This window comes from candidate division WOR-3 bacterium (assembly GCA_039801905.1).
Classification (GTDB): Bacteria; Hydrothermota; Tepidihabitantia; order Tepidihabitantales; family JBDRVQ01; genus JBDRVQ01.
In genome coordinates this window covers 15,037-37,734 of sequence record JBDRVQ010000007.1, presented here as the reverse complement: position 1 = coordinate 37,734, position 22,698 = coordinate 15,037, and the positions used below count along the sequence as shown (strand labels likewise).

Genomic DNA, 22,698 nt, shown 5'->3' with positions numbered 1-22,698 from the left:
CTCATTTCCCTAACCATTCCAAAGGGTCAACCGGTTTTCCTTCCCTTCTAATTTCAAAATGGAGGTTTTCGCTCGCCTTCCCTAAAACATTGCCCCCTTCTAATTCCTGACCAACCGTCACCAGAATTTCGGAAAGGTCAGAATAGATTGTGTAATAACCTTCCCGATGGTCAACAATTACCATATTCCCATAACCCATAAATCGTTCCGCATAAACCACCCGTCCCTTGGCGATTACCTTTACCGGAGAGCCGACCGCACATTCAATATCAATCCCGGTATTTTTGGTCCGGGTCTTATATTTGGGATGTAATTGGCTGCCGAAGTAAGAGACTACCCTTCCTTTTACCGGCCAGGGGAGGTTCCCTTTCATAATTTCTAAATAGTGAGCGCCCGGGGCTAAACGGCGTGCCTGGCGGCGTTTTTCCAATTCGGCAATTATTTTTTCTAATCGGGCTTTTGCCTCTTTCAAGTCCTTTTCCATCCTCGCCTGTTTCTCCTTCTCCATCCGCACCCGGGAGAGAATCTTTTTCTCTAATTCTTTGGTCCCTTTCAAGGAGTTTTCCTCCGCCACTTTTTCTTGTTTCATCTTTGCCAACTCCTGATGGGCGGTGAGCAATTTCTTCTCTTTTACCTCCAGTTCCTTTTTTAATTGGGAGAGTTCTTCAATACTTCTCTTCCCCTCCCGTCCCAGATATTTTAAGTTGATTACCTTCCGGTAAATCGCCGGAAGACTTTTTCCTTCCAGATAAAATTCTAAGGGGAGGAAGCGGTTGATCTTATAGAAGAGAAAGAGGAGCTGAGAAAGATTTTCCTTGCTTTGCTTAATTTTCCTCTGCGTGAGAACGATTTCCCTTTTCACCCCGGCAATCTCCTTTTCCTTTAAGTTGATTAAACTGGATAGTTGCTGGAGATATTTTCGGGTGACCGAAATTTTTTCGTCTACCGCTTCAATTCTTTTTAAGACACTCTTCTCTTCCTTCTCCAAAGTTTTGATCTTCCCTTCAATCTCGGCTAATTTTCGCTTCGTCTCTTCCAATTCCCTCTTCTTTTTTTCAAACTCCTCAACCTCCTGGGAAAAAGCAGTAATCAACCAAAAGGAGAAAAAGAGGAAGGTTAGAGATTTCATATCACTTACTGGTTTCTCCCATCCGAGAGAGGGCGGTATAAGAGCCGGCAATACCCAAGAAGGCGCCGAGGAAGAGCGAGAGGAGGAGAAGCGGTAAGAGAGGGAAAGAGAAAGAGAGGGAAAGATTAGAAGAGAGGAGGTAAGCCAAAAGGGCAAGAGCGAGAAAGGCAAATAGACCACCCAATGTCCCCTGGAGAAAACCTTGACAGTAAAATGGTGCCGAGACTAAAGAGGCGCTCGCTCCCACTAACCGCATTATCTCAACCTCCCGCCGGCGCTGGAGATAGGTGGCTTCAATATTTTGGAAGATGATGAATATCACAGCGATGCCAATGATGATTAAGAGGGCAAAGTCGGAAATGAGAGTGATGCGCAAGAACCTTTCCAGTTTCCCCAGAACTTCTTTTCCCGACCAGACTTCCCTAATCCCGGGGATGCGGGAGAGTTTCTCTTCTATCTCTTTTAAGGCTTGGCGGGAGTGGTAGGTCTGTTCCAATTTAATCCGGATGGAATTGGGGAGGGGGTTTTTCTCCAAACCGGATAAGATACCGGCCTCATCCCCCAAGTCCTCTTTCAATTCCTCAAGTGCCTCCTCCTTTGACACATAACGCACCTCTTTCACACCGGCGATTAAGAACACCTTATCCGCCACTTCTGGATAGGAAGTGTTATCTTCCAAGAAGGCGTAAATCTCTATCCGGTTGTAGGTCTTTCGGACTAAAGAGAGGAGGTTGAGGGTGATGAGGAAGAAGATTAAAAAGACAAGGAGGCAGAGGGCCTGGACGATTGCCGAGAGGAAGAAGTTGAGCCGGGAGGTTTTTATTGTCCGTAAGGTCTCTTTCCAAATAAATTGGAAAGCCATTTTAACCGGGGATCAAATCTTCAACGATTCTTCCAGCCACTAACTTTACGGTTCTCTTCTTTAAGACCTTGGGCCATTCGGTATTATGGGTTGCCATAATTACCGTCTTTCCCTGATTGGCTAGTTCTAAGAAGATTTTAATAATCTCTTCGGCTGATTCCGGGTCAATATTACCGGTTGGCTCATCGGCTAAAATTATCTCGGGGTCTTTGGCTAATGCCCGGGCAATCGCCACCTTCTGCTGTTCGCCACCCGAGAGTTGGTGGGGATAATTTTCTATCTTATTTCCAATGCCCAACTGGGTGAGGGTTTTAATAATTACCTCCTCCATTCTCGTCCTGGGGAAATTAATTGCCGCTAAGGCAAATTCTAAGTTTTCGTAAACTGTTCGGTCGGAGAGCAATTTGAAATCCTGGAAGACGATACCGATATGGCGTCTCAGGTGGGGGATTTCCTTTGGGGAAAGTTCTCTCAATTTTCGGTTTTGGATCATGACTTCCCCTCTGGTTGGTAGTTCTTCCCGATAGATGAGTTTGAGGATGGTTGTCTTTCCCGCTCCGGTTGGACCCTGGATGAACACGAACTCCCCTTTATTGATTTGGAGATTAATATCCCTTAATGCCACCCAGGAATTGCTATAGACCTTCGTTACATCCTGAAAAGAAATCATTCTCCATTTTACTAAATATCCCTTCCAAGTCAACCCTTTGCCTCCAAAAACCTCTTTTATTCGCCCGGCAAAAGATTTTGGCGAAGGAAATTTTTTGAGAAAAAATTATCTGATGAGATAACTTTTTTACGGGGTCTAAAATCTTTTAAGTTATTGATTTTTAATAACTTATAGGTATTTTGCCAAAAAGATAGGGGTCAGTTCCCCCTACGGCATCCCTTGGGGGTAGAAAAGGGCATTTTCTTCTCTAATTTTCCCCCCATTTTTCATAGGGCTTCTTTCCCCAGTCTCTTCCCTGGTTCCTCTCATAGTCTCCTTCCCAATTCCTTCTCGGGAGAAAGGTTTCTTCAAATGGCTGTTTTAGAGGCTGACCTCTTCTCTCCTTTTCCTTCCCGTGAAAGGTCTCGTAATGGGGGGAGAAAGATTAGGAGTTAATTCCTAAGAATTTTGTAAAAATTTGGACTTAGGACTTCGGCTTTTGTGAAGCCGTTTTAATAAAACCCTTACGGATTGACTCCATTTTATAAAAATCCTTGACTTTTTTCTTTTTTTTAGTATAATAGATAATTGGAGAGATAAATGGTTAGTTTGGAGGATTTATGAAGAGGTTAATAGTTTTAAGTTTTTTCTTTGGTCTCGTTTTTGCTGGAATTAATCCTGGCTACTTACCAAAAGGGACGGAGATTATAAGAACTGCCAATGCCCGGCATTATGCTAATGGCGATGGGACAATCAGGGCAGTGATTGAAGCCGAGCCAAGTTTTCTCTCTGAAGCTGATACCCTTTTACCAAATTTTAGTGGTTTCTCGGAACTAGCTTACCTTTGGGGAAGTCTTTACCAAGCAATAAAATGGACGACACCGGTACGTAATGCCTTTTTCTGCGGCTATTGGGGAGAATATTATCCCGACGCTTATGAATTAGAGCGGGGTTGGGTAGAGTGGGATATCAGTTCCATTCCTGATGGGGCGATAATTAATAATGTTATCTGCCGCACCTACCGGACGGAAATTACAGGAAGTTATCCAAATGTTAACCTTTACCAGATGACCAATCGCCCTTCTGGTTCCGCGGATGCCCTCACCCTTTACAATGATGCCGGAAGCGGACCTTTGTATGGGGGGTATACGCCAACGGTTTCTGGTTGGAATACCGCAACTCTTAGTACCCAGGCACGGACCGACCTTCAGAACCATTTAAGCGACAATTGGTTTGCGATTGGTTATAGCGGCACTGGTCCGACGAGTGGGGTTTTGACTTGGGAGATTGGTTTTGCCCATCACACTTATTCCCCTTATTCTCCTCAACTGATTGTTGACTATTCTCTGCCTTATGATGTTGGGGTGACAAAGATTGTGGCACCCGCAGGAACTATTGATTCGGGAACTGTTTTCACTCCTGCCTGCTCGGTCTTTAATTATGGGACAAATACGGTGAGTTATAATGTCCGGATGAAGATTGGTAATTTCTATAACCAAACCGCTAATGTCTCTTCCCATAGTCCGAATCAGTTGGTTTATGTCACCTTTCCCCAAACCAATGCCAATTGGCAAAGGGGAAGTTATCCGGTCTCCTGCTCTACGGAACTATCTACGGATATGAATTGGACAAATGATAAGAAGACCGGTTCTTTTTCGGTTCGGGTGCGGGATGTTGGTGTTCTTTCTCTTGTTCTCCCACCAGAGATTGACTCCGGAACTTCTCTTACTCCGGCCTGCACCGTTTATAATTTTGGCACAACTTCCGAAGGTCCCTATTTGGTCCGATTAAAAATTGGTGATTTCTATAATCAGGTGGGAATTGTCAATAGCCATAATCCACAAGAAAAATTATATCTTACCTTTCCTTCAATCAGTAATTTGCCCAGGGGAAATCACCCAGTTAGTTGCTCAACAGAATTCACCTACGATCTGAATCCAACCAATAACCGGCTCACCGGTTCTCTAATGGTCTATGTCTCGGATGTTGGGGTGAGTAAGATTATTGCCCCAACCGGAGAGATTGATTCCGGAGTTGTGGTGACGCCCCGATGTTCGGTTTATAATTATGGGAACCGGAGTGAAAATTACTCAATTCGGTTGAAGATTGGTAATTTCTATAACGAAAGCGCTTCGGTCTCTGGTCATTTACCTGGAACTTACCAAGAGATTTTCTTTCCGAATTGGGAGGCAAGGGAAGTTGGGGCTCATTCGGTCTCTTGTTCTACGGAACTGGCTCGGGATATGATAAGGGGAAATGATAAGAAGACCGATTCCGTAGAAGTGCTCCGTTTAGTGAAAGATGTTGGTGTGGAATCAATCATTAGACCTTATGTCTACGAGTCCCAAGGACCTTTGCGACCGAAGGCTTTGGTCAAGAATTACGGCGAGACGCAAGAAGAGTTTTGGGTTTATTTCACGATTAATATCCATCTTGGTAATCTTGTCTATTCTGATTCCCAATTGGTCTCCCTTCTCCCGGATTCTACCTTAGAGGTGGAGTTTTCCGAATGGTATGCGACCGGACCAATTCTCTATCAGGCGAAATGTTCCACCGCCCTTTTTGGGGATAATAATCCGGAAAATGATGCTAAGGGGAGAATCTTTCTGGTTGAGGCGCAGGTTTATGATGTTGGGGTCTTGGAGATTAGCCGACCGAGGGGCGAGATTTCTCCAGGTCCAATAAGACCAAAGGCAAAGGTCTATAATTATGGTCATTATCCGGAGAGTTTCTTTACCTATTTTAAGATTTATTCCGGGAAGGAGTTGGTCTATTATGATTCCTCCTATGTCTCAGATATTTATCCCAATGAGGCAAGGGATGTTTTATTTGACGAATGGAATGCCCAAGTTGGAGAATATACCGGGCAATGCTCAACCGCTCTTGCCACTGACCAGAATCATTTGAATGATAAACAGATAGTCTCCTTCCGGGTGAGAGTGCCAACCCAGGGTTGGGTTTTGGTGGGCCAGGTGCCACTTAATCCGGATGGAAAGAGGATAAAATCGGGTGGGGGAATGACCGAATGCGCCGGGAAATTATATATCTTAAAGGGGAATAATACGAGAAGTCTTTACTCTTATCTTCCGGGTTCGGCTTCGGCAATTTATGAAGATTCTCTACCCCTTGGTAATTCTAATAAGAAGGTGAAGAAGGGAAGTGGTATCACTTCGGATGGGGAGCGTTTCCTTTATATCTTTAAGGGTTCTGGCACAAAGGAATTCTTCCGCTACGATTGCCAAAGGGAGACAATCTGGCAGGAGTTGCCACCGGTTTTGGGGGAGAAGGGTCTGAAAGGCGGAACCGGTGTTTGCCATCTCTCGGATTTTATTTATCTCTTAAAGGGTTCCAATACCACAGAGTTCTATCGGTTCAATCTCGCCAATAGAAATTGGGAGCAATTGTCTTCGCCACCAAGAAGTAAAGGCTTTAAGGACGGTTCCTGTCTCTTGGCACATCAGGGAAAGATTTATCTCTTAGGAAATAACTATAATAACTTCTATCGCTATTCGCCAAGTGCTAATTCCTGGGATACTCTGAAACCAATGCCTCTATATCACCCGCAGGTGAATAAGAAGAAGAAAGTGAAGGAAGGGGCAGCACTTACGGCAAAGGGTGATAAAATCTTTGCCTTCAAGGGTGGCAATACCGGTGAGTTCTGGATGTATGATTTAACCCAAGATTCTTGGGTTGGTTTGGAGACAATTCCGAGGGCGGATGAGAGAAAGAGGGTTAAAGGTGGTGGGGCGCTAGTCGCCTCAGGAGAAGAGATCTGGGCATTGAAGGGAAATAATACCAGTTCCATCTGGAAGTATATTGGTGGGAAAGAGGAATGGTATTCCAGAGAAGGAAGTTCGGAAGCGATCTCTCTAAATCAAAAGGAGATAATTCGGATTTTCCCGAATCCGACAAAAGGTTCGATTAAGGTTTATTACCATCTCCCAAGAGGGGAGAAGGTCATTTTGGAAGTTTATAATACCTTCGGCGCACTTCTTTATAAAGAAGAGACGGAGAGGGGGGAGTTCCGAGTGGAAAAATTGCCGGCGGGTGTCTATTTGCTCCGACTCCGCGATAAAGATAATAAGAGAAGGGAAGAGCGAAAATTGATTGTGGTGAAATAAAGTTGACAAAATAGGATTTTATCTTATAATTATTGGTGCGATTCGCTTTTTGGAAAAAGATGGATAGCGAAGTGCATAGTTGTTTAAGGAGGAAAAATGGCTAACCTTTTTTCTTTTAGTTGGAAAAAGTTTTCTCTTTTCTTTTTATCTTTCGCCTTTCTCTTTTTACCGATAAAAGGCAATACTTCTTACCTTTTAGAATTGAACCCAACCGATGATGTCCACATTATCTCCTATGGTGGTGGGGAAGGGGCAAATGCCTTTTTGAAGTTTGATATCTCCCCCCTACCGGAAAATTGCCTGATTGATTCCGCCTTCCTTTTGGTTTATGTTACTAATGTTCTTGGGACTTGGGATGGGGATATTACCTTCTGGAATGTCAATTCCCAGACCTGGACCGAAGACGATTCTGCTCATCACATCTGGAATATCCCAACTTCTAATCAGATTGACCAGACCTCAGGTTTCGGGATGGTGGCAAATGACTGGACAAAATCGGTTGATGTGAAGGATATCGTCTTGGTTGACCACAGCGTGGGAAATCAATTTGTTTCTTTTAAGTTAAAGGACCCGGATGACCCGACTTTTGTCGTTCCCCCTTCCTTACCGGAAAATAACCCAAACCGACTGGAGGTGGGCGAGGTTTTAATTGGCGATTATATCCGTTTTCGTCCCCGAGAGAGCACAAGACCACCGGTATTAAGAATTTATTATACCCTTCATGATGTCGGGGTGAAGTCAATCGTGGCACCGACCGGAATTCTTGATTCCGGAACTATTGTTACCCCTCAGGCTTGGATTAAAAATTATGGCACCGAAGATGCCAATTTCCGCGTCCTCTTCCGGGTGAGGAGTATCTCTTATGATTCTATTATCTACTTAGATACTCAGGATATAAGTCTTAATGCCGGTGATTCGCTCCTTCAAGAGTTTGCCCCGCTTGAATTATCTTTGCGGGGTTGGTTTAGAGGGATTTGTTCCACCCTTTATAGTCTTGACCAAAACGAGAGTAATAACCGAAAAAGAAAGAAGTTTGGTGTTTACCGTCGGTATCGGGAGGATTTCAATATCCCCTGGTCAACCGTTTCTCCGCCACCAGGCTGGCGGATCACTTGGACCGGCGATACCTCAACTTCGGATTGGCACAGAAGGGATGGGGCTTCTTCTCCCTGGACCGCAAATTCTACGCCCTATGCGGCGATTGTCTATTACACCTCGGATGATGCCCCGGATTCTCTAATCTCACCAACCTTTGATTTTTCTGATATGTCTAACCTCTTTTTAAGGTGTTCCACTTATTTCCGACCCGATGATACAACGAGATACAAGGCAAAGATTATCGGTTTTGCTGGTCCGGATACCTATCTAATTCGGGAATATAAAGAACCTTTCGGTCCCGGGGTAGAGGTATTTCGTTTGGATTGGGCAGATTATAAGGAAGATGTGAAGTTTGCTTGGGTCTTTGAAGGTGATGTCCGGGGAATCTACTGGTGGTGTCTGGATAATGTGATGATTTATGGTGATGAGGTATTCCCCAATGATGTTGGGATTAGTGAGATTATAAGACCAAAACCCTTAGAATTACCGGATATGGTTTATCCGGAGGTCTTAGTGAAGAATTTCGGTTTAGATTCCCAAATGGTTAAGGTCTATTGCGGCATTTATGAAGGCGATACCTTAGGAACTGAGGTCTACTTAGAAAGTATTCTACCAGTTGACCCTTTGCCGCCACTTGAGACTTTGAGACTTACTTTTCCGGGATTTGCTACCACTGGTGGCGAATACGGGGTGAGATTCTGGACCGCTCTGGTAGATACGGTTGATGAGAATCCAACGAACGATTCCATTGCCCGTAACTTTACAGTCAATTATCTTGCGACCTATCTCTATGACGATTCGGTTCCGGTGCGGGACACTTTCTTCTATTTTGCCGATGAGGGAATTGGGGTTCGTTTTATCCCGGAATACTTCCCCTATAAAATTTCCTATGCCCATTTCTATTTCCGGGCAGATGACACTTTACCCAATCGGTTTAAGGTTCGCATCTTAGCCGATGACGGGATTGATTCTTCTCCGGGGACAATCCTTTACGAATCCGAAGAGTTTGGGGTTTCCCCGGGTTGGAATGTGATTGATTTGCGAGATAAAAACTTAACGATTAAGGAAGGTGGCTTTTATCTCTTTTATCTCTTGGCACGAGATTATCCTTCTGGTCCCCAACTCTATCGGGATATCGCCCGGAATCCGATTGCCCGGAATCGCTACTATTTCTTATTCTCGGATTCTCTCTATAATAAAGATACCACACCGGGTGATTGGATGATCAGGGCAACGGTTGATTTCCAGGAACCGGTTCTGGCAGATTCCGACCTTAAGGCGGTCTTTGTCTTTAAGCCAAGAGGAGAATTGGTTTTGAGACCCTTAGGAAAGGAGTTTCCCATCTCCGCCCGGATTGAGAATTATGGGAATCTGACTTTATATCCTGCCCTCTTACCCGACCCAGTGGTTGTTGCCTGTACGGTCTATGATGTCTTAGGAAATGTGATTATGTCTGAGAATAAGTCTTTAGTTTCGGAAAGCCTTCCCACTTTTAGTGGGGAGATGGTGGAGTTTAGTCCATTTATCCCTCCGGCACCGGGAAGGTATTTTATCCGAGTGAGGACAATTCTCCCGGCGGATATGGTTTTGGAAAATGATACCACAACGAAAGAAATTTATATTTATCCCGCCTACTTTACCGGTGGTCCCGACCATGGGATTTATCGCCATTTCTGGATTGATTCCGATACGACCGAGGGACCGGTCTTTTCTTGGATTGACACAACCGATATGTTCACCTTAATCAGCGAAGGTGATGGGGCAAGTGTTGACTTACCCGGTGGTTTACCTTTCCCCTTTAGATTTTATGACACTTCCTATACTTATCTCCGGGTCTCAGTTGATGGCTGGCTTTCTTTCTTACCCGGTGCGGTTTTAGCCCCGAATAATTCCGGTATTCCCAGTCCTTCTTCCCCGAACGGTGCCATCTATCCCTATTGGGATGATTTAATCATCGGCCGGGATTTTGGTGGTGGTCGGATTGGTTATAAGGTAATAGGTGAAGCGCCACTGCGTAAAGTGGTAATTATCTGGGACCGGGTGAAGAGAAAAGGAACAAATTATTCTGACCCAGAAGCGGGTATCTCCTTTGAAGTTATCTTAGATGAGAACGGGACCATCACCTTCCAGTATCTTGATGTCCTAACCGGTGAGAAAAGGTATGACCAAGGGAGGAGCGCCACAGTGGGGATTGAAGATACGACCGGTGGCGTTGCCTTAGAATATCTCTACGGTGAAGGGAGACATAAATATCCGGGGAATCTATTAACTAATGGTCGGGCGGTTAGGTTCTATCGGCTCTTCCAGGATGCGGGAATTGCCAAAATTATTTCCCCGCGGAAAGAAGATTATCCTGGGAATTTAGTGCCCAAGGTGCGGGTTGGAAATTTCGGAACCCTTCCGGATACCTTCTGGACAAAAGTTCAAATCTTCTCTCTGGATACAACACAACGCTACTATGCGGAATCACTTTCTACCCAACTTCTCCCCGGGGAGACCTTAACCATTAGTTTTCCTTCCTTTAATTTAATCTCCGGGAATTATCTTTTGAGATGCTCTACCTATTCCACTGAGGACTATAACTTCCGGAATGATACCGCCTCTTTAGTCTTCACTTTGCGGAAATGGCGACAGGAAGCGGATATTCCAAGAGGCTATACCGGGAGAAGGGTGAAGTCCGGGGCTCTGGTTTATGCGGAAGGTAATGTCTATGCCTTAAAAGGGCATAATACAAATGAGTTCTGGAAATATGACCCGAGAAAAGATAGTTGGCTGATGATGCCTTCCCTGCCCGATTCCTCAAAATACTTAAAGCGTCGGACCAAGACAAAATTTGGTTGCGCCTTAGCCTACGATGCCAATTTGCGAAGGATTTATGCCTTTAAGGGAGGAAGAAGGCAGGACTTCTACTACTTTGACCTCACCGATAGTATCCCGACCGAGACGAGTTGGGTTGAGTGTTGCACAATTCCGAAAGGGGCAAGTGGTAAAGGACCAGGGAAAGGTGCCAGTTTAGTTTACGACCAGACATCACAACATCTCTTTGCGATAAAAGGTGAGAATACCCTTGAGTTCTGGTCTTATAATCCCTTAACCGACAATTGGGAGGCAAAGCCTGATTTTCCAGCTGGTGGTTATCTCAAAAGACTTGGCTACGGCTCGGCTCTGGCGGCAAAGGATGGTATTATTTATGGAGTGAAGGGAAGAAATACCCAGGAGTTTTATGGCTATGTGGTAGCGGATAATATCTGGCGGACCTTAGAGGTTGTTGGTTATCCCGCTTTCAAACGGGTTCGGTCCGGTGCCTGCCTTACCGCCTTCTCTGATAAACTCTATTTAGCCCTTGGTGGCAACTCCTTAGAATTTCTCTCTTATGAGATTATCCGTGATACCTGGCTCACAAGAGATTCTATACCGAAAGGTCCTTACAATAGGAAGGTTAAACCCGGAGCTGCCCTTACCGCTTCTGATTCTATTGTCTATCTCTTTAAGGGTGGCAATAGAACCGAATTCTGGTCTTATGGTGCCTATATTGATTTACAACTCGAACTTCTGACGAAGGGGATTATGGAAGAAGAGGTGAAGATTGTGAAGAAACCTTTCGCCTTAGAGATTTCGCCCAATCCGGCGGGTAAGTTTATCCGAATTAAGTTATCATCCACCGGTAAAGAGGTAAATAAGGTTAAACTCTTTACCACAGATGGTCGGTTAATTACTACCATTTCGGTACCGAAAGACGGAAATCTCGTTTGGAACTGGCGAACAAAAGAAGGAAGAATTTTGCCTTCCGGAATTTATCTATTCCAGTGGGAGAGCGGAAAAGAGAAAATCACCAAAAAGGTGATAAAGATGTGAGTCTTCCCTTAATAGTAGACCCCGCCCTTTTCGGGCGGGGTTTTTTTTAACGAAACATCCGGCTTAAACGGCGAAGGGCTAAGAGTTTTTCTTCTCTGCCTAATTTGGCTAATTTTATGGCACTTTCCCAGATTTTGATTGACTTATCATAATCTTCTTTTTTTATCCGATAGGGATAACCATCCTTGCCCCCGTGGGCAAAGGAATAGACAAAGGGGTCGGTATAACTTGGTTTGGCGCCATAAATGACATCGGAGATTAAGGCTAAGGCGCGAATCGTTTTTGGACCAACCCCTTCGGTCTTTAATAATTGGAGAAAATCCTTCGGGGGATTGTTATAGGTCTTTAATAAAATCTTCTTTATTCTATTTGGTGAAATATCTTCTTTAGTTAAGAAATGCCTGTCTGGTAATTGGAGAATTTTACTCAATTCCTTAATTGTTCTTTCTGGATTGTCGCAAGCGATTAAGGTTGAAACCTTTCTTGCGTTTTCACTCTCTTGGGCAACCATATTCAAAGCAGAACCCTTCGCCTCGGAGATTATTGCCTTATGGGGTTCGCAAACAAAGTCTTTTAGGTCTTCTTTTAGCCAATGGTATCTCCTCGCCTTTCTTGTCTCTTCGTTCATCCCCTGTTGGATTACCGCCCATTGATTTTTTAGGGTAGAGATGAATGTGTGGTGGTATAAGTTATAACCATCTTGCAAAGCAGCAGAATCTACTTTGGCGGAGATTTTGGAAGCAAAGATTAATTCATCCGCTTTCATGCCAAACCTTTCTCCATACCCTCTCAATTCCTCAGGGGTCTTGCGGGAAGTCTTCCCTTTACCACCAGCAATGATAATTCCGAAATCCTTCTCTTTGCCCTTGACCGCCTCTTTTAAGGCGGCGCAGACTGTGGTTGTTAAACCAGAAGAGTGCCAATCAAAACCTAAAAGGCAGCCAAGACTTTGAAACCAGAAAGGGTCGGCAAGGCGCCTAATCACTTCCTCAGGACCGAATTCCCTTACCATAACCTCTAAGATGGCGGAGGCTAATCTTTTCATCCGCTCAAATAACCAGGGAGGGGCGCTACCGTAATGGAGGGGAAGTTCCAATACCTGCCGCATAGTTTATTTTAAGGGATTAAGGGAATAAATCAAGTGCTCGATCTTTAAGATTATTTTTGATGAAAACCGGATACTTGACAAATAAAATTTTCCCTGTATAATATTTTATCTTATGGAAAGAGGAGGATACTATGAGTAAATATACATACATACATACATACAATCTTTTTCTTTTTAATCCCAGTCAGCCTCTTAGGCTATGGAGAGTGGTACTATTTTGAACCAACCCCACATCGCCAAACCTTCCGAAGTGCGATGATTGCCACTGAGTCAACAGCCATCCATCCTTACAGAAGGATTTATGCCCTATTCTACGACGAGCAGACCAATAGGAACCGATTTTATTACTTGGACTGCAATATTATTTATAACCAACCGTTCCCAAGGTGGATTGAATTGCCTTCTCTTCCGGGAAGTCCGATAAATACCGGAGTGAGCCTTGCTTTCCACTCAATTCCTGCCTCCTGGCAAAATCTCATCTTTGTGATAAAGGGAGAGAACAATAGGGAGTTTTGGGTCTACAATATAGATGGTGAGTTTTGGAAACGTTTAGAAGATATCCCAATTAATCCAAGCAACTATGTTTCTCTGGAAGCAGGTGGCTACACATTTTGGAATGACTATCCTTGTGTTTCGGTCTATCTTCGGGATAATCCTGACGACCAATTCTGGCGATATCATTACCCTTATATCCCACTCATTCAAACTCCAATCACTTGGTGGGAAAGGTTAAAACCAAGTGGGAGTCCATCTCAGTCTCCTTCCCAAATGGCATACGACCCAGGCCGGAAATCAATGTATGTTATTGTCAGCGCAACAGTGAACGGAGCGAATTTGAAGGAATATATTATCTCAGATAATAAATGGGTCAATAGACCTCGGTGGGGATATCGTACCGGTTTTGGTCTACAACTGGCAGCACGAGGTGTGGTTGGTGCGGAAAGGTTTCCTTCTAATACCGAGGTAGAGACCCTTTACTATCTTCGCGGAGATGCTACTAAGGATTTTGACGACTATCTCACACGAGATACCACCTGGAGTCCACGCCCGAGCGACCCATTAAAAAAGGTTTATTTAGGTTCTGGTCTCGCCTATGGTTCATTAAGGTATTACGGATATTTAATGGAAGGGATGTGGGCATTTTTTGGCGATAATACCGATACCTTTGGTTTCTTCTATCCGGAGGGAGAAGGTTTTGGCGGTGGCCAGTCGTCCTTTGACAAAAGGGAGGAAAAATCATTTTTAGTCCTTTGCGACCAAAAGGCGAGGTGGGTGAAATTCTTCCACCCCAATTCTCAATTAGAGATTTATAACAGCCTGGGAGAGGTTATATACCGAACTTCGGTGATTGGTGAGGGGAAATGGGATTATCGGAACTTTCCTTCTGGTCTCTATTTCTATAAACTGAAATCAACTGGTTTCTCTCGGACCGGTAAAATAGCAATTTATCGTTAAAGGAAGGGGGTAGGGATGAAGAGAAGCGGTCTTCTCTTTTATTTTCTCTTCTTTGCCCTCCCCTTTTCTTTATTCTCCCAATACCGGGAGGCCGAGTTATTCATTCCTGATAGTTTTAGCGGTTTCTATTTCGCCACTCAGATGGTTTGGGATTCCATTCGGGATAGACTTTACATCCATGGGACCATTAGTGACCGGATATTGGTTCTGGATTGTGGGCGTGATGAGAAGTTACCACCAATTGAAGTCGTTCGGGGGCGTTACTCCTGCTGCGAGGGGATTTTTTATAATCCGCTCAATAATTGCCTCTATGCGGCTTATCAACACCCCAAAAATATTATTGCTATCATTGACTGCGCTACTCGGCGATTGGTGAGGGAGATACCATTACCATTTGAGGCATGGGGTTATGCGGCATTCGACCTTAATCCAAGGGAAAATAAGGTCTATCTCTCTATCGGTCGGACGGAACTAGATACTACCTTTTTTGTGATTGATGGGGCGACCCATGAAGTTTTATACAAGACCAAAATTTGGAGCGGGTGGTGGAAATTAGAGCGGTCCCCTTTCTTATGGAATCCCATCAATAATAAGATTTACTATTTCTTAACTGCTAGCTCACGTAATAAAATTTATATTCTGGATGGTGCCACGGGAAGGATTGAAGATTCCATATCTCCAACTCGCTTCCTCCTCCCGGATATTATTATGAACGAGAGGTGTGATAGAATTTACATCCCAGCCGGTGATTCTTTCCCTAATCCCCACGAGTTCTTCCTATTGATTTTTGACTGTGAGAGGAATCAGATAATTGGTGAGGTTAGTCTTGGGCCATATTTGTGCCCAGCCGGGGCGCTTGTAGAATATAACCAGACCAATAATAAACTATATCTGATGTGTGGTGGGCTGGAGCGCGATGACCGAGTGAAGGTTGTTGACCTCACCACCCTTCAAGTTGATATAATCCCTTTTCAGATGGGTTTAACATCAATAAAGTATATCTCCCGTCATAATGTCCTGTATTGTTTTGTCAATTATGATTCTTCGGTGGTGATTATTGATGGGGCAACAAACCAGATTATTGGTTACATAAGGATTCCCAGTAATGCTGATTCTTATGTAGGACGCCCCTGTTTCTACCATCCTCTCCGGGATAAGGTATATTTTGTGAACCAACTTTTAGGAATTATTGATTGCCAATCCCAAGAACATATAAAAGAGATTTATTTGGGGGTGAGTCAAGGTGGTCCCTATGATTTGATACTTAACCCCCTAACAAGAAAACTTTATGCTACTGATCCATCCTTTCCCATAGTTTCGGTATTTGATGTGCAGAGAAATCGCTCTTTGGGATACGCCAACTTTCGGGATTATGTTGGACCCCGGGGGATTGGTTACGGAGGAGTTTCTACCCGAATGAATAAAGTTTATCTCTCTTGTGGTGGGGGACCGATAATTGTGCTGGATGGGAATACCGATAGCCTCTTAACAGTAATCACCGGTATCCCCACTTTTCGGAGACTTCTCTATTTGGATGGCTTAAATAAAATTTTTGCCTACCCACCCCCTGCTCCTACTGGTGACCCTTATACTTATGTGATAGATTGTTCAACCGATATGGTGATTGACCAGATTTTTACCGGTTACCGAACCTTTAGCATTAGTTATAGTCCTGCGACAAATAAGGTATATATGGGGGTTAGTGGTGGCGAACGAGGGAGGACTCGGGTTATTGATGGGGTTACTCATCAAGTGATAAAGGTGTTTGAGAATATCCAGGGTGATATTGGGTATGACCCAAGGAATGAAAGAATTTATATCTCGGATGGTTTGCCGACTTGCGATTTATTCCAAGCAAGGAGAATAGAACCGATGAGGGTTGATACCGCTCGTCTATTCCGCGGTCTCTTCATCATTGACGGCTTTCAGGATAGCATAATCCGTTACATCCGAGGCGCCCATGGTCTTTTCCTTGCCTTGGATACAATTGACAACCGAATTTACCTCGCCACTTATGAGTCAGAAGACACGATAAAGATTTTTGATTTAGAGAGTAATCGGGTGATAGGAAGGATTGAAAGCAGTATAATTGTTGGCCTCTTTTGGAATCCGATAAATAACAAACTATATTACGGGTTGTTTGGAATAAAGGCTTTAGACTGTCGGACAAACAAAATAATTTGGGAATATCCCCAAGGATATAGCGAGAATATAGAGTTGGATACTAAGGTGTGGTATCCAGAGTTAAACCGGCTTTATGTGAAGGTATACGAGAAAAGCAAATTGTTGGTGATAAGGGATGAAATTCCGGGGATAGAAGAAGGAGCCTTTGGTCAAAGAAGGGAAATTTTTAAGGTCTTTCCAACAGTTGGTAATTATTTCTCTATCTCTTGGTGGGGAAGGGAGAAAGGAGAAGTTATTGTTTATAACCCATTAGGAAGAAAGGTTAAAGAGTTCAATTTAGAATCGGGGGAGAAAGTTATCTGGGATGGAAAGGAAGAAGGATTATCTTCTGGTGTCTATCTATTAATCGTTAGGAGTGGAGAAAAGGAATCAATTGTTAGGGAGAAGGTAATCTACAAATAGTTCCTTGGCGATATCTTTTGAGGATTTTTGTTTTTGTGGATGAAGATAGGGATGTCGCTGGAAATTGCCGAACTTAAGGAAAAGAATTTAAGCAATGGCCCAGAATGGCCTAGTCATCCTTTCAGTGGTCAGTATTGTCTCTATTGGGAGTTTCCTAAAGGATGTCTTGACCCGAAGAAAGAGAAGAAGGAAGAGATGAGAGAAAAGAAGTTAAATTGGCTAAGAGAGACAAGAATGGTCTTTGGCAACTGCGGAATGATTGCCTATCTAAATGAAAAACCAGTAGGCTATGCCCAATACGCCCCACCGGAATTTTTACCCCAGGCGTTTAGTTATCCAATAAAACCGAGTAAGGATGCGGTATTGCTCTCTTGCCTTTTTATTCCCCAAAAGGAGTATAGGCGGTTGGGAATCGGCAGAGAAATCCTTAAAAGAATAATTGCCGATTTGGAGAAAAGAAAGGTGAAGGCATTAGAAGCCTTTGCCCGAAAGGGAAAGGAAGAGAACCCTTCCGGACCAGTTGAGTTTTATTTGAGGAACGGATTTCGGATATATAAAGATGATAAAGAATTTCCCCTTTTGAAATTAGATCTATGAAGAAGAAAATCTTAAATATTAAATGGCAGAGATTAGTCGTTAAAGGGAAAACTTGCCCGAGATGTAAAGGGACGGAGAAGGAGATTAATAAGGCAATCGCCACTCTCCGAAAATTGCTCATACCCTTGGGGGTTAAAGTTTCCTTAAAGAAGGAGGGGCTTTCCTTAGCAGAGTTCAAAAAGAATCCCCTTAAGTCAAATCGCTTATGGATTAATAACCGACCGATAGAAGATTATCTTAAAGGGGAGGTTGGGCAAAGTTCTTGCTGTGAGGTTTGCGGAACGGAGGAGTGTCGGACAATCAAAGTGGAAAAAGAGGAATACGAAATAATCCCTTCGGTGCTGATTATTAAAGCGGGGCTTGATGCGGTTCACAATTGGTTGGGGAAGAATAAGATTAAAAAGGAATAAAATAGGGGAATTTTCGTTGACAAACTTCTTAAATCTTTTATAATTCTCTTTATGAATTTACAAGCCCTTTTCCAGATTAGTTACGGGATGTATATTATCGGTTCTAAGAAAGGGGAAAGGATTAATGGGCAGATTGCCAATACCGTATTTCAGATAACTGCCCAACCACCAACGATTGCGGTGAGTATCAATAAGGAGAACCTGACCCACCAGTATATTAGGGAGAGTTCGGTCTTTACGGTCTCGGTTTTGGCACAAGAGACCCCCTTCCCTTTCATCGGTAAGTTCGGTTTTAAGTCCGGCCGGGATGTTGATAAGTTTTCTGGAGTCTCTTATCAATTAGGGAAGACCGGGGCACCGATCGTTTTGGAAAATACCCTTGCCTATTTAGAAGCAGAAGTGGTCAATAGTTTTGACTGCGGAACCCATACCCTTTTTCTTGGGAAAGTGATTGAAGGTGAGATAATTAAGGAAGGAGAACCTTTGACCTATGCCTATTACTATAAGGTGAAGAAAGGGAAATCACCAAAGACCGCACCAACTTATACGGGAGGTTAAATGGTTTGGGAGTTAAAGCCTAATATTTTCGGCTTGGGTGCGATTGATTGGGATAGGAGGCTATTTGATGAGTTAATCCCTTTACCGGAGGGAACAAGTTATAATGCCTATTTGATTAGGGATAAGAAGATTGCCCTGATTGACACCGTTGACCCAAGAAAAAGAGAGGAGTTAATTGGTAATTTGAAAGAATTGGGGATCAAGAAGATTGATTACCTTATCGCCCACCATGCGGAACAGGACCATTCCGGAGTAATTCCCGATATTTTGGCTTTATATCCCGAGGCAAAGGTGGTGGGGAGTGAGAAGTGCCAGGAGATGCTCTCTGATTTACTCTCTGTGCCCAAGGAGCGTTTTTTAGTGGTAAAGGATGGTGATACCTTATCTTTGGGAGAGAAGACTTTGGAGTTTCTCTCTACCCCTTGGGTTCACTGGCCCGAGACGATTGTCAGTTATTTAAGGGAAGATAAGGTTCTTTTCTCTTGCGATTTCTTTGGTTCCCATCTGGCAACGAGCGATTTTTATGTGAAAGATGAGCCACGTGTGGCGCAAGCGGCGAAGCGGTATTATGCGGAGATTATGATGCCCTTTCGAAGTGCGATTAAGAAACATCTGGAAAAGTTGGCAAAATATGAGGTCAGTCTGATTGCTCCCAGTCACGGTCCGGTCTATCCCAAGCCCGATTTTATTATTAATCTCTACAAGGATTGGGTTAGCGAGCGAGTGGCAAACGAAGTAGTTTTAATTTACGTCTCAATGCATTACAGTACCAAGGCGCTGGTTGATTATTTTATTTCCGCTCTGATGCGCCGGGGATTGACGGTCAAGCCTTTCAATCTGACAGTGACCGATATCGGGGAATTGGCGATGGCATTAGTTGATTGTGCGACGTTGGTTATCGCTTCCCCTACGGTCCTAGCTGGTTCCCATCCTTTGGTTTTCTATGCGGTCTATTTAACTAATGCCTTAAAGCCGAAGGTGCGGTTTGCCGGAGTTTTTGGTTCTTATGGTTGGGGTGGCAAGATGGTAGAGATGATTAAAGAGACACTGGGGAACTTAAAGGTTGAGTTTCTGGAACCAGTGCTCGTTAAGGGTTATCCAAAGGAAGGAGATTTTTCTTCTTTGGAAAAATTGGCGGATGAGATTTTAAGAAAACATAAAGAAATTGGAATTTGTTGAAAATAAAAAACAGGAGGAGTTATGGCTTCTAAAAAACTACTTACTTCCTTAAACCTGGCAATTGCCCGAGAACTCCAGGTTGCCATTCAGTATATGTGGCAACATGTCCTCTGGGAAGGGGTGCCGGGCTTTGCGGTGAAAGATGAGTTAAAAAAGATTGCCATCACCGAGATGAAACATGCGGAGATGATTGCGGAGCGACTGGTCTATCTCGGCGGCGAACCGACTACGAAACCGGAACCGATTTTTGTCGGCAAAACCTTAAGGGATATGCTGAAGCAGGATGTGAAGGATGAGGAAGGCGCGATAAAACTCTATAAGGAGATAATTAAAACCGCTTGCGAAGAAGACGACCATGTTACCTGCGACCTCTTTAAGAAGATTTTAGCAGACGAAGAAGAACACCACGATACCTTCACCGGTCTCTTGCGAGGACTTTAATGAACCGATTCTGGCGCTGCACGGTCTGCGGCTATATCCATAAAGGGTTGGCACCACCGGAAAAATGTCCGAATTGCGGGGCGCCGAAGGAGAAGTTTATTGAGGTGGAACCGAATTTTGAAGAGTTCCATCTCTTTTATGGACAGAAGGTCTCCTACGGCAAAGAGGTTGATGTCAACCCTTTCTTTGGCGATTTTTCCGTAATTGCCCCTTATATCTATAATCTACCGGTTGGGAAGAAGGTTAAATTACATAAGCATCCGACAACCGATGAACTCTTTTTTGTCATTCGGGGAAAGGTTAAATTCCAGGTGGCGGGAAAGGAGATCATCGCGAAAGAAGGGGATTTGGTAAAAGGTCCGATGGATATTCCCCATTCCTTTGAGAATATAAGTGAGGAGCCGGTGATCTTCCTTTCGGTTAAGGCGCCCAAACCGGTGGACTTGGTCTGGTTGGAATAAAAAGGAGGATAAGAGGGGATTTATTACTCTTTTTGATAGCCACTGCCATCTAACTGATACTCGTTTACTCTCAGAGGTTGAATCTATTTTAGTCCGAGCCGAAGAGGCAGGGGTAAGATATATCCTTTCTTGTGGTACTGATACCCCGGATAACTTTAAGACTATCTCTTTAGCCAAGAGGTCTCCTTTAATTCTATCCGGGGTTGGTTTCCATCCCCATTCTGCTGATGAATTTACCGAAGGGGATTTATTTAAGATAGAAGAGATTCTTAAGAGAGAAAAGGTCTATTGCCTGGGTGAGATCGGCCTTGATTTCTACAAGAACTATTCCCGAAAGGAAAATCAGATAAAGGTCTTTAAGAACCTGGTGAAAGTTGCCCAGAAATATAACTTACCGATGTCCATCCATTCCCGTTCCGCCTTCTCGGAAACGATAGCGGTCTTAAAGGAAATTGGTTATTTTAATGGGGTCTTCCATTGTTTTTCCGGTAGTTGGGAGATGGCAAAATTGATTTTAGATTTGGGATTTTATATCTCTTTTTCCGGCTCTATCACCTATGATGCCTCAAGACTTAGGGAAGTGATCAAGAAGATACCCGAAGAGAGGATTTTGATTGAAACCGATGCCCCTTATTTAGCACCGGTTCCTTTTCGGGGGAAGAGAAACGAGCCTTCCTATCTCTCCTATATCTTAAAGGCGATTGCCGAGATAAAAGGGTTAGAAGAAAATAAGATGGCAGAGGTGATAATGGAGAATGGGAAAAGGATATTTCGTTGCTAAAAGGAGTCTGGGGCAATCATTTCTCAAATCAAAAAAGGTTGCCGAGAGATTGGTCTCCGCCTTAAACTTAAAAGAAGGGGAACTGGTCTTAGAGATTGGTCCGGGAAAAGGGATTTTGACCGAATTCTTGATTAAATATCCGGTGCGGGTGATCGCGATTGAGATTGATAAGCGATTGGTCTTATTCTTAAAGGAGAAGTTTAAGGGGGTGGAGAATTTGGAGATTAGAGAAGGGGATATATTAAAATACGAGTTTCCGGAAAGGGGGTTAAAGGTAATCGGTAATATCCCTTATTCTATCTCTTCCCCTCTGCTCTTTCACCTCTTTTCTCATTGGGAGAGTTGGCGGATTGCGGTCTTAACCTTACAGAGAGAGTTTGCCTCTCGTCTTTTAGCCAAGCCGAAGAGTAAGGAATATTCCGCCTTGACTTTAATTTCTGAGATCTATGCCGAGAAGAGAAGGCTCTTTCCCATCCCAGCAAAATTCTTTAAGCCCGAGCCAATGGTTCAATCCTTAGCCATCATCTTATGCCGGAGGGAGAGGCCGATCTTCTTAGACCCTGATTTTATCAACTTCATTAAAATCTCTTTCTCGCACCGGAGGAAGATATTGGCTAATAATCTTCGTGAGTATCTCCGGGGGGAGATCTCCCTTACCGAATTGAAAGATTTCTTAAAGGAGGCAGGCTTTTCGCCAAACATAAGACCTGAGGAGTTAAGTTTGGATGAGTTTAAGGAGATTTACGATGCCCTTAAAAGATTATGAGAGGTATGTGAAGAGAGGAAAGGATTTGGGGGCAAAAGACTGTAAAATTATCGCCACCAAGACTATTATCACCGGGGAATGGGTGAGATTGAAGTGTCAATACGGTTGCGATGAGTACGGTAAGAGATTCACCTGCCCCCCTTATTCACCAACTCCGGAATATACCAATAAGATGCTTACCTATTACCAATATGGGATCTTAATTCATAGTGATAAATGGCGAGAGATTAGTAGGATTGTTGCCCAATTGGAAAGGGAAATTTTCCTTGATGGCTATTATAAGGCATTCGGGATGGGGGCTGGTCCCTGTCGGCTCTGCCGGCGTTGTGGTAGGTTTTGTCGGTTTCCGGAATTGGCAAGACCTTCAATGGAGGCATGCGGGATTGATGTCTACGCCACGGTTCGGAATAATAAGTTTCCGATTGAAGTTTTAAGGAAAAGGGAACTTACCGGCAACTACTATGGCTTGGTCCTAATTGAATAACTTCCTAATATTGCTCGTCAAGGTTGTTAAGCCGATAATTAGGCTTTTGATTAGACTATAAATTAGGCTCTCATTTAAAACTCTAATTAGGCTCGGGATTAAGTTTTCAGTTAGACTTTTAATTAGATTGCCGATGATTTATGATTTAAGACCATTTT

The 22,698-nt window shown here is 43.7% G+C and carries 17 protein-coding genes; 13 read left to right on the top strand and 4 right to left on the bottom strand.

Annotation, left to right across the window (positions count from 1 at the left end):
- Position 1 precedes the first annotated feature (1 nt).
- From ABIL00_02335 to ABIL00_02325, 3 genes are read right to left on the bottom strand one after another with little or no spacing between them, the layout of a single operon-like run.
- Positions 2-1,129, bottom strand: a complete 1,128-nt coding sequence (locus tag ABIL00_02335) for a peptidoglycan DD-metalloendopeptidase family protein (protein ID MEO0109609.1) — start codon at positions 1,127-1,129, stop codon at positions 2-4.
- A 1-nt stretch (position 1,130) separates the two neighbouring features.
- On the bottom strand, positions 1,131-1,991 hold the full coding sequence (locus ABIL00_02330; protein ID MEO0109608.1) for a permease-like cell division protein FtsX: 861 nt from the start codon (positions 1,989-1,991) through the stop codon (positions 1,131-1,133).
- 1 nt (position 1,992) lies between these two features.
- Positions 1,993-2,661 (bottom strand): ATP-binding cassette domain-containing protein, encoded by a 669-nt coding sequence (locus ABIL00_02325; GenBank protein MEO0109607.1) that lies wholly within the window; start codon positions 2,659-2,661, stop codon positions 1,993-1,995.
- A 599-nt stretch (positions 2,662-3,260) separates the two neighbouring features.
- Between ABIL00_02325 and ABIL00_02320 the strand changes: the two genes are divergently transcribed.
- Entirely contained in the window at positions 3,261-6,761 is a 3,501-nt protein-coding gene (locus ABIL00_02320; GenBank protein ID MEO0109606.1) for a T9SS type A sorting domain-containing protein, read from the top strand.
- Between the two features lie 96 nt (positions 6,762-6,857).
- On the top strand, positions 6,858-11,714 hold the full coding sequence (locus ABIL00_02315) for a T9SS type A sorting domain-containing protein (protein ID MEO0109605.1): 4,857 nt from the start codon (positions 6,858-6,860) through the stop codon (positions 11,712-11,714).
- A gap of 46 nt (positions 11,715-11,760) precedes the next feature.
- Here the strand turns inward: ABIL00_02315 and ABIL00_02310 are convergent, their stop codons facing one another.
- The gene (locus tag ABIL00_02310; GenBank protein MEO0109604.1) at positions 11,761-12,822 is read right to left on the bottom strand and encodes a DUF763 domain-containing protein; all 1,062 of its coding nucleotides are present in this window, start codon (positions 12,820-12,822) and stop codon (positions 11,761-11,763) included.
- A gap of 255 nt (positions 12,823-13,077) precedes the next feature.
- Here ABIL00_02310 and ABIL00_02305 point away from each other — a divergent pair, with 255 nt between their 5' ends.
- From ABIL00_02305 to ABIL00_02255, 11 genes are read left to right on the top strand one after another with little or no spacing between them, the layout of a single operon-like run.
- The gene (locus tag ABIL00_02305; protein ID MEO0109603.1) at positions 13,078-14,277 is read left to right on the top strand and encodes a T9SS type A sorting domain-containing protein; all 1,200 of its coding nucleotides are present in this window, start codon (positions 13,078-13,080) and stop codon (positions 14,275-14,277) included.
- A 15-nt stretch (positions 14,278-14,292) separates the two neighbouring features.
- Positions 14,293-16,863, top strand: coding sequence for a hypothetical protein (locus ABIL00_02300; protein MEO0109602.1), 2,571 nt, complete (start codon positions 14,293-14,295; stop codon positions 16,861-16,863).
- A gap of 39 nt (positions 16,864-16,902) precedes the next feature.
- Positions 16,903-17,460 carry a GNAT family N-acetyltransferase gene (locus ABIL00_02295; GenBank protein ID MEO0109601.1) on the top strand — a complete coding sequence of 186 codons (558 nt, stop codon included), beginning with the start codon at positions 16,903-16,905 and terminating at the stop codon, positions 17,458-17,460.
- Positions 17,457-17,870, top strand: coding sequence for a DUF2703 domain-containing protein (locus tag ABIL00_02290; protein ID MEO0109600.1), 414 nt, complete (start codon positions 17,457-17,459; stop codon positions 17,868-17,870). The genes ABIL00_02295 and ABIL00_02290 overlap by 4 nt, the downstream gene beginning before the upstream one ends.
- Positions 17,871-17,921: 51 nt before the next feature.
- Positions 17,922-18,428 (top strand): flavin reductase family protein, encoded by a 507-nt coding sequence (locus ABIL00_02285; GenBank protein ID MEO0109599.1) that lies wholly within the window; start codon positions 17,922-17,924, stop codon positions 18,426-18,428.
- The gene (locus ABIL00_02280; GenBank protein ID MEO0109598.1) at positions 18,429-19,607 is read left to right on the top strand and encodes an FprA family A-type flavoprotein; all 1,179 of its coding nucleotides are present in this window, start codon (positions 18,429-18,431) and stop codon (positions 19,605-19,607) included.
- Positions 19,608-19,628: 21 nt separating this feature from the next.
- Entirely contained in the window at positions 19,629-20,048 is a 420-nt protein-coding gene (locus ABIL00_02275) for a ferritin-like domain-containing protein (GenBank protein ID MEO0109597.1), read from the top strand.
- A complete protein-coding gene (locus ABIL00_02270) occupies positions 20,048-20,509 on the top strand; it encodes a cupin domain-containing protein (protein ID MEO0109596.1) in 462 nt (153 codons plus the stop codon). Before ABIL00_02275 ends, ABIL00_02270 begins: the two co-directional genes overlap by 1 nt.
- 22 nt (positions 20,510-20,531) lie before the next feature.
- Complete coding sequence (locus ABIL00_02265; protein ID MEO0109595.1) at positions 20,532-21,290, top strand: TatD family hydrolase; 759 nt, start codon at positions 20,532-20,534, stop codon at positions 21,288-21,290.
- Entirely contained in the window at positions 21,265-22,056 is a 792-nt protein-coding gene (gene rsmA / locus ABIL00_02260; protein MEO0109594.1) for a 16S rRNA (adenine(1518)-N(6)/adenine(1519)-N(6))-dimethyltransferase RsmA, read from the top strand. Before ABIL00_02265 ends, rsmA begins: the two co-directional genes overlap by 26 nt.
- Positions 22,016-22,540: a DUF2284 domain-containing protein gene (locus ABIL00_02255; GenBank protein ID MEO0109593.1), complete on the top strand. Its 525-nt coding sequence runs from the start codon at positions 22,016-22,018 to the stop codon at positions 22,538-22,540. The genes rsmA and ABIL00_02255 overlap by 41 nt, the downstream gene beginning before the upstream one ends.
- The last annotated feature ends 158 nt before the right edge of the window (positions 22,541-22,698 follow it).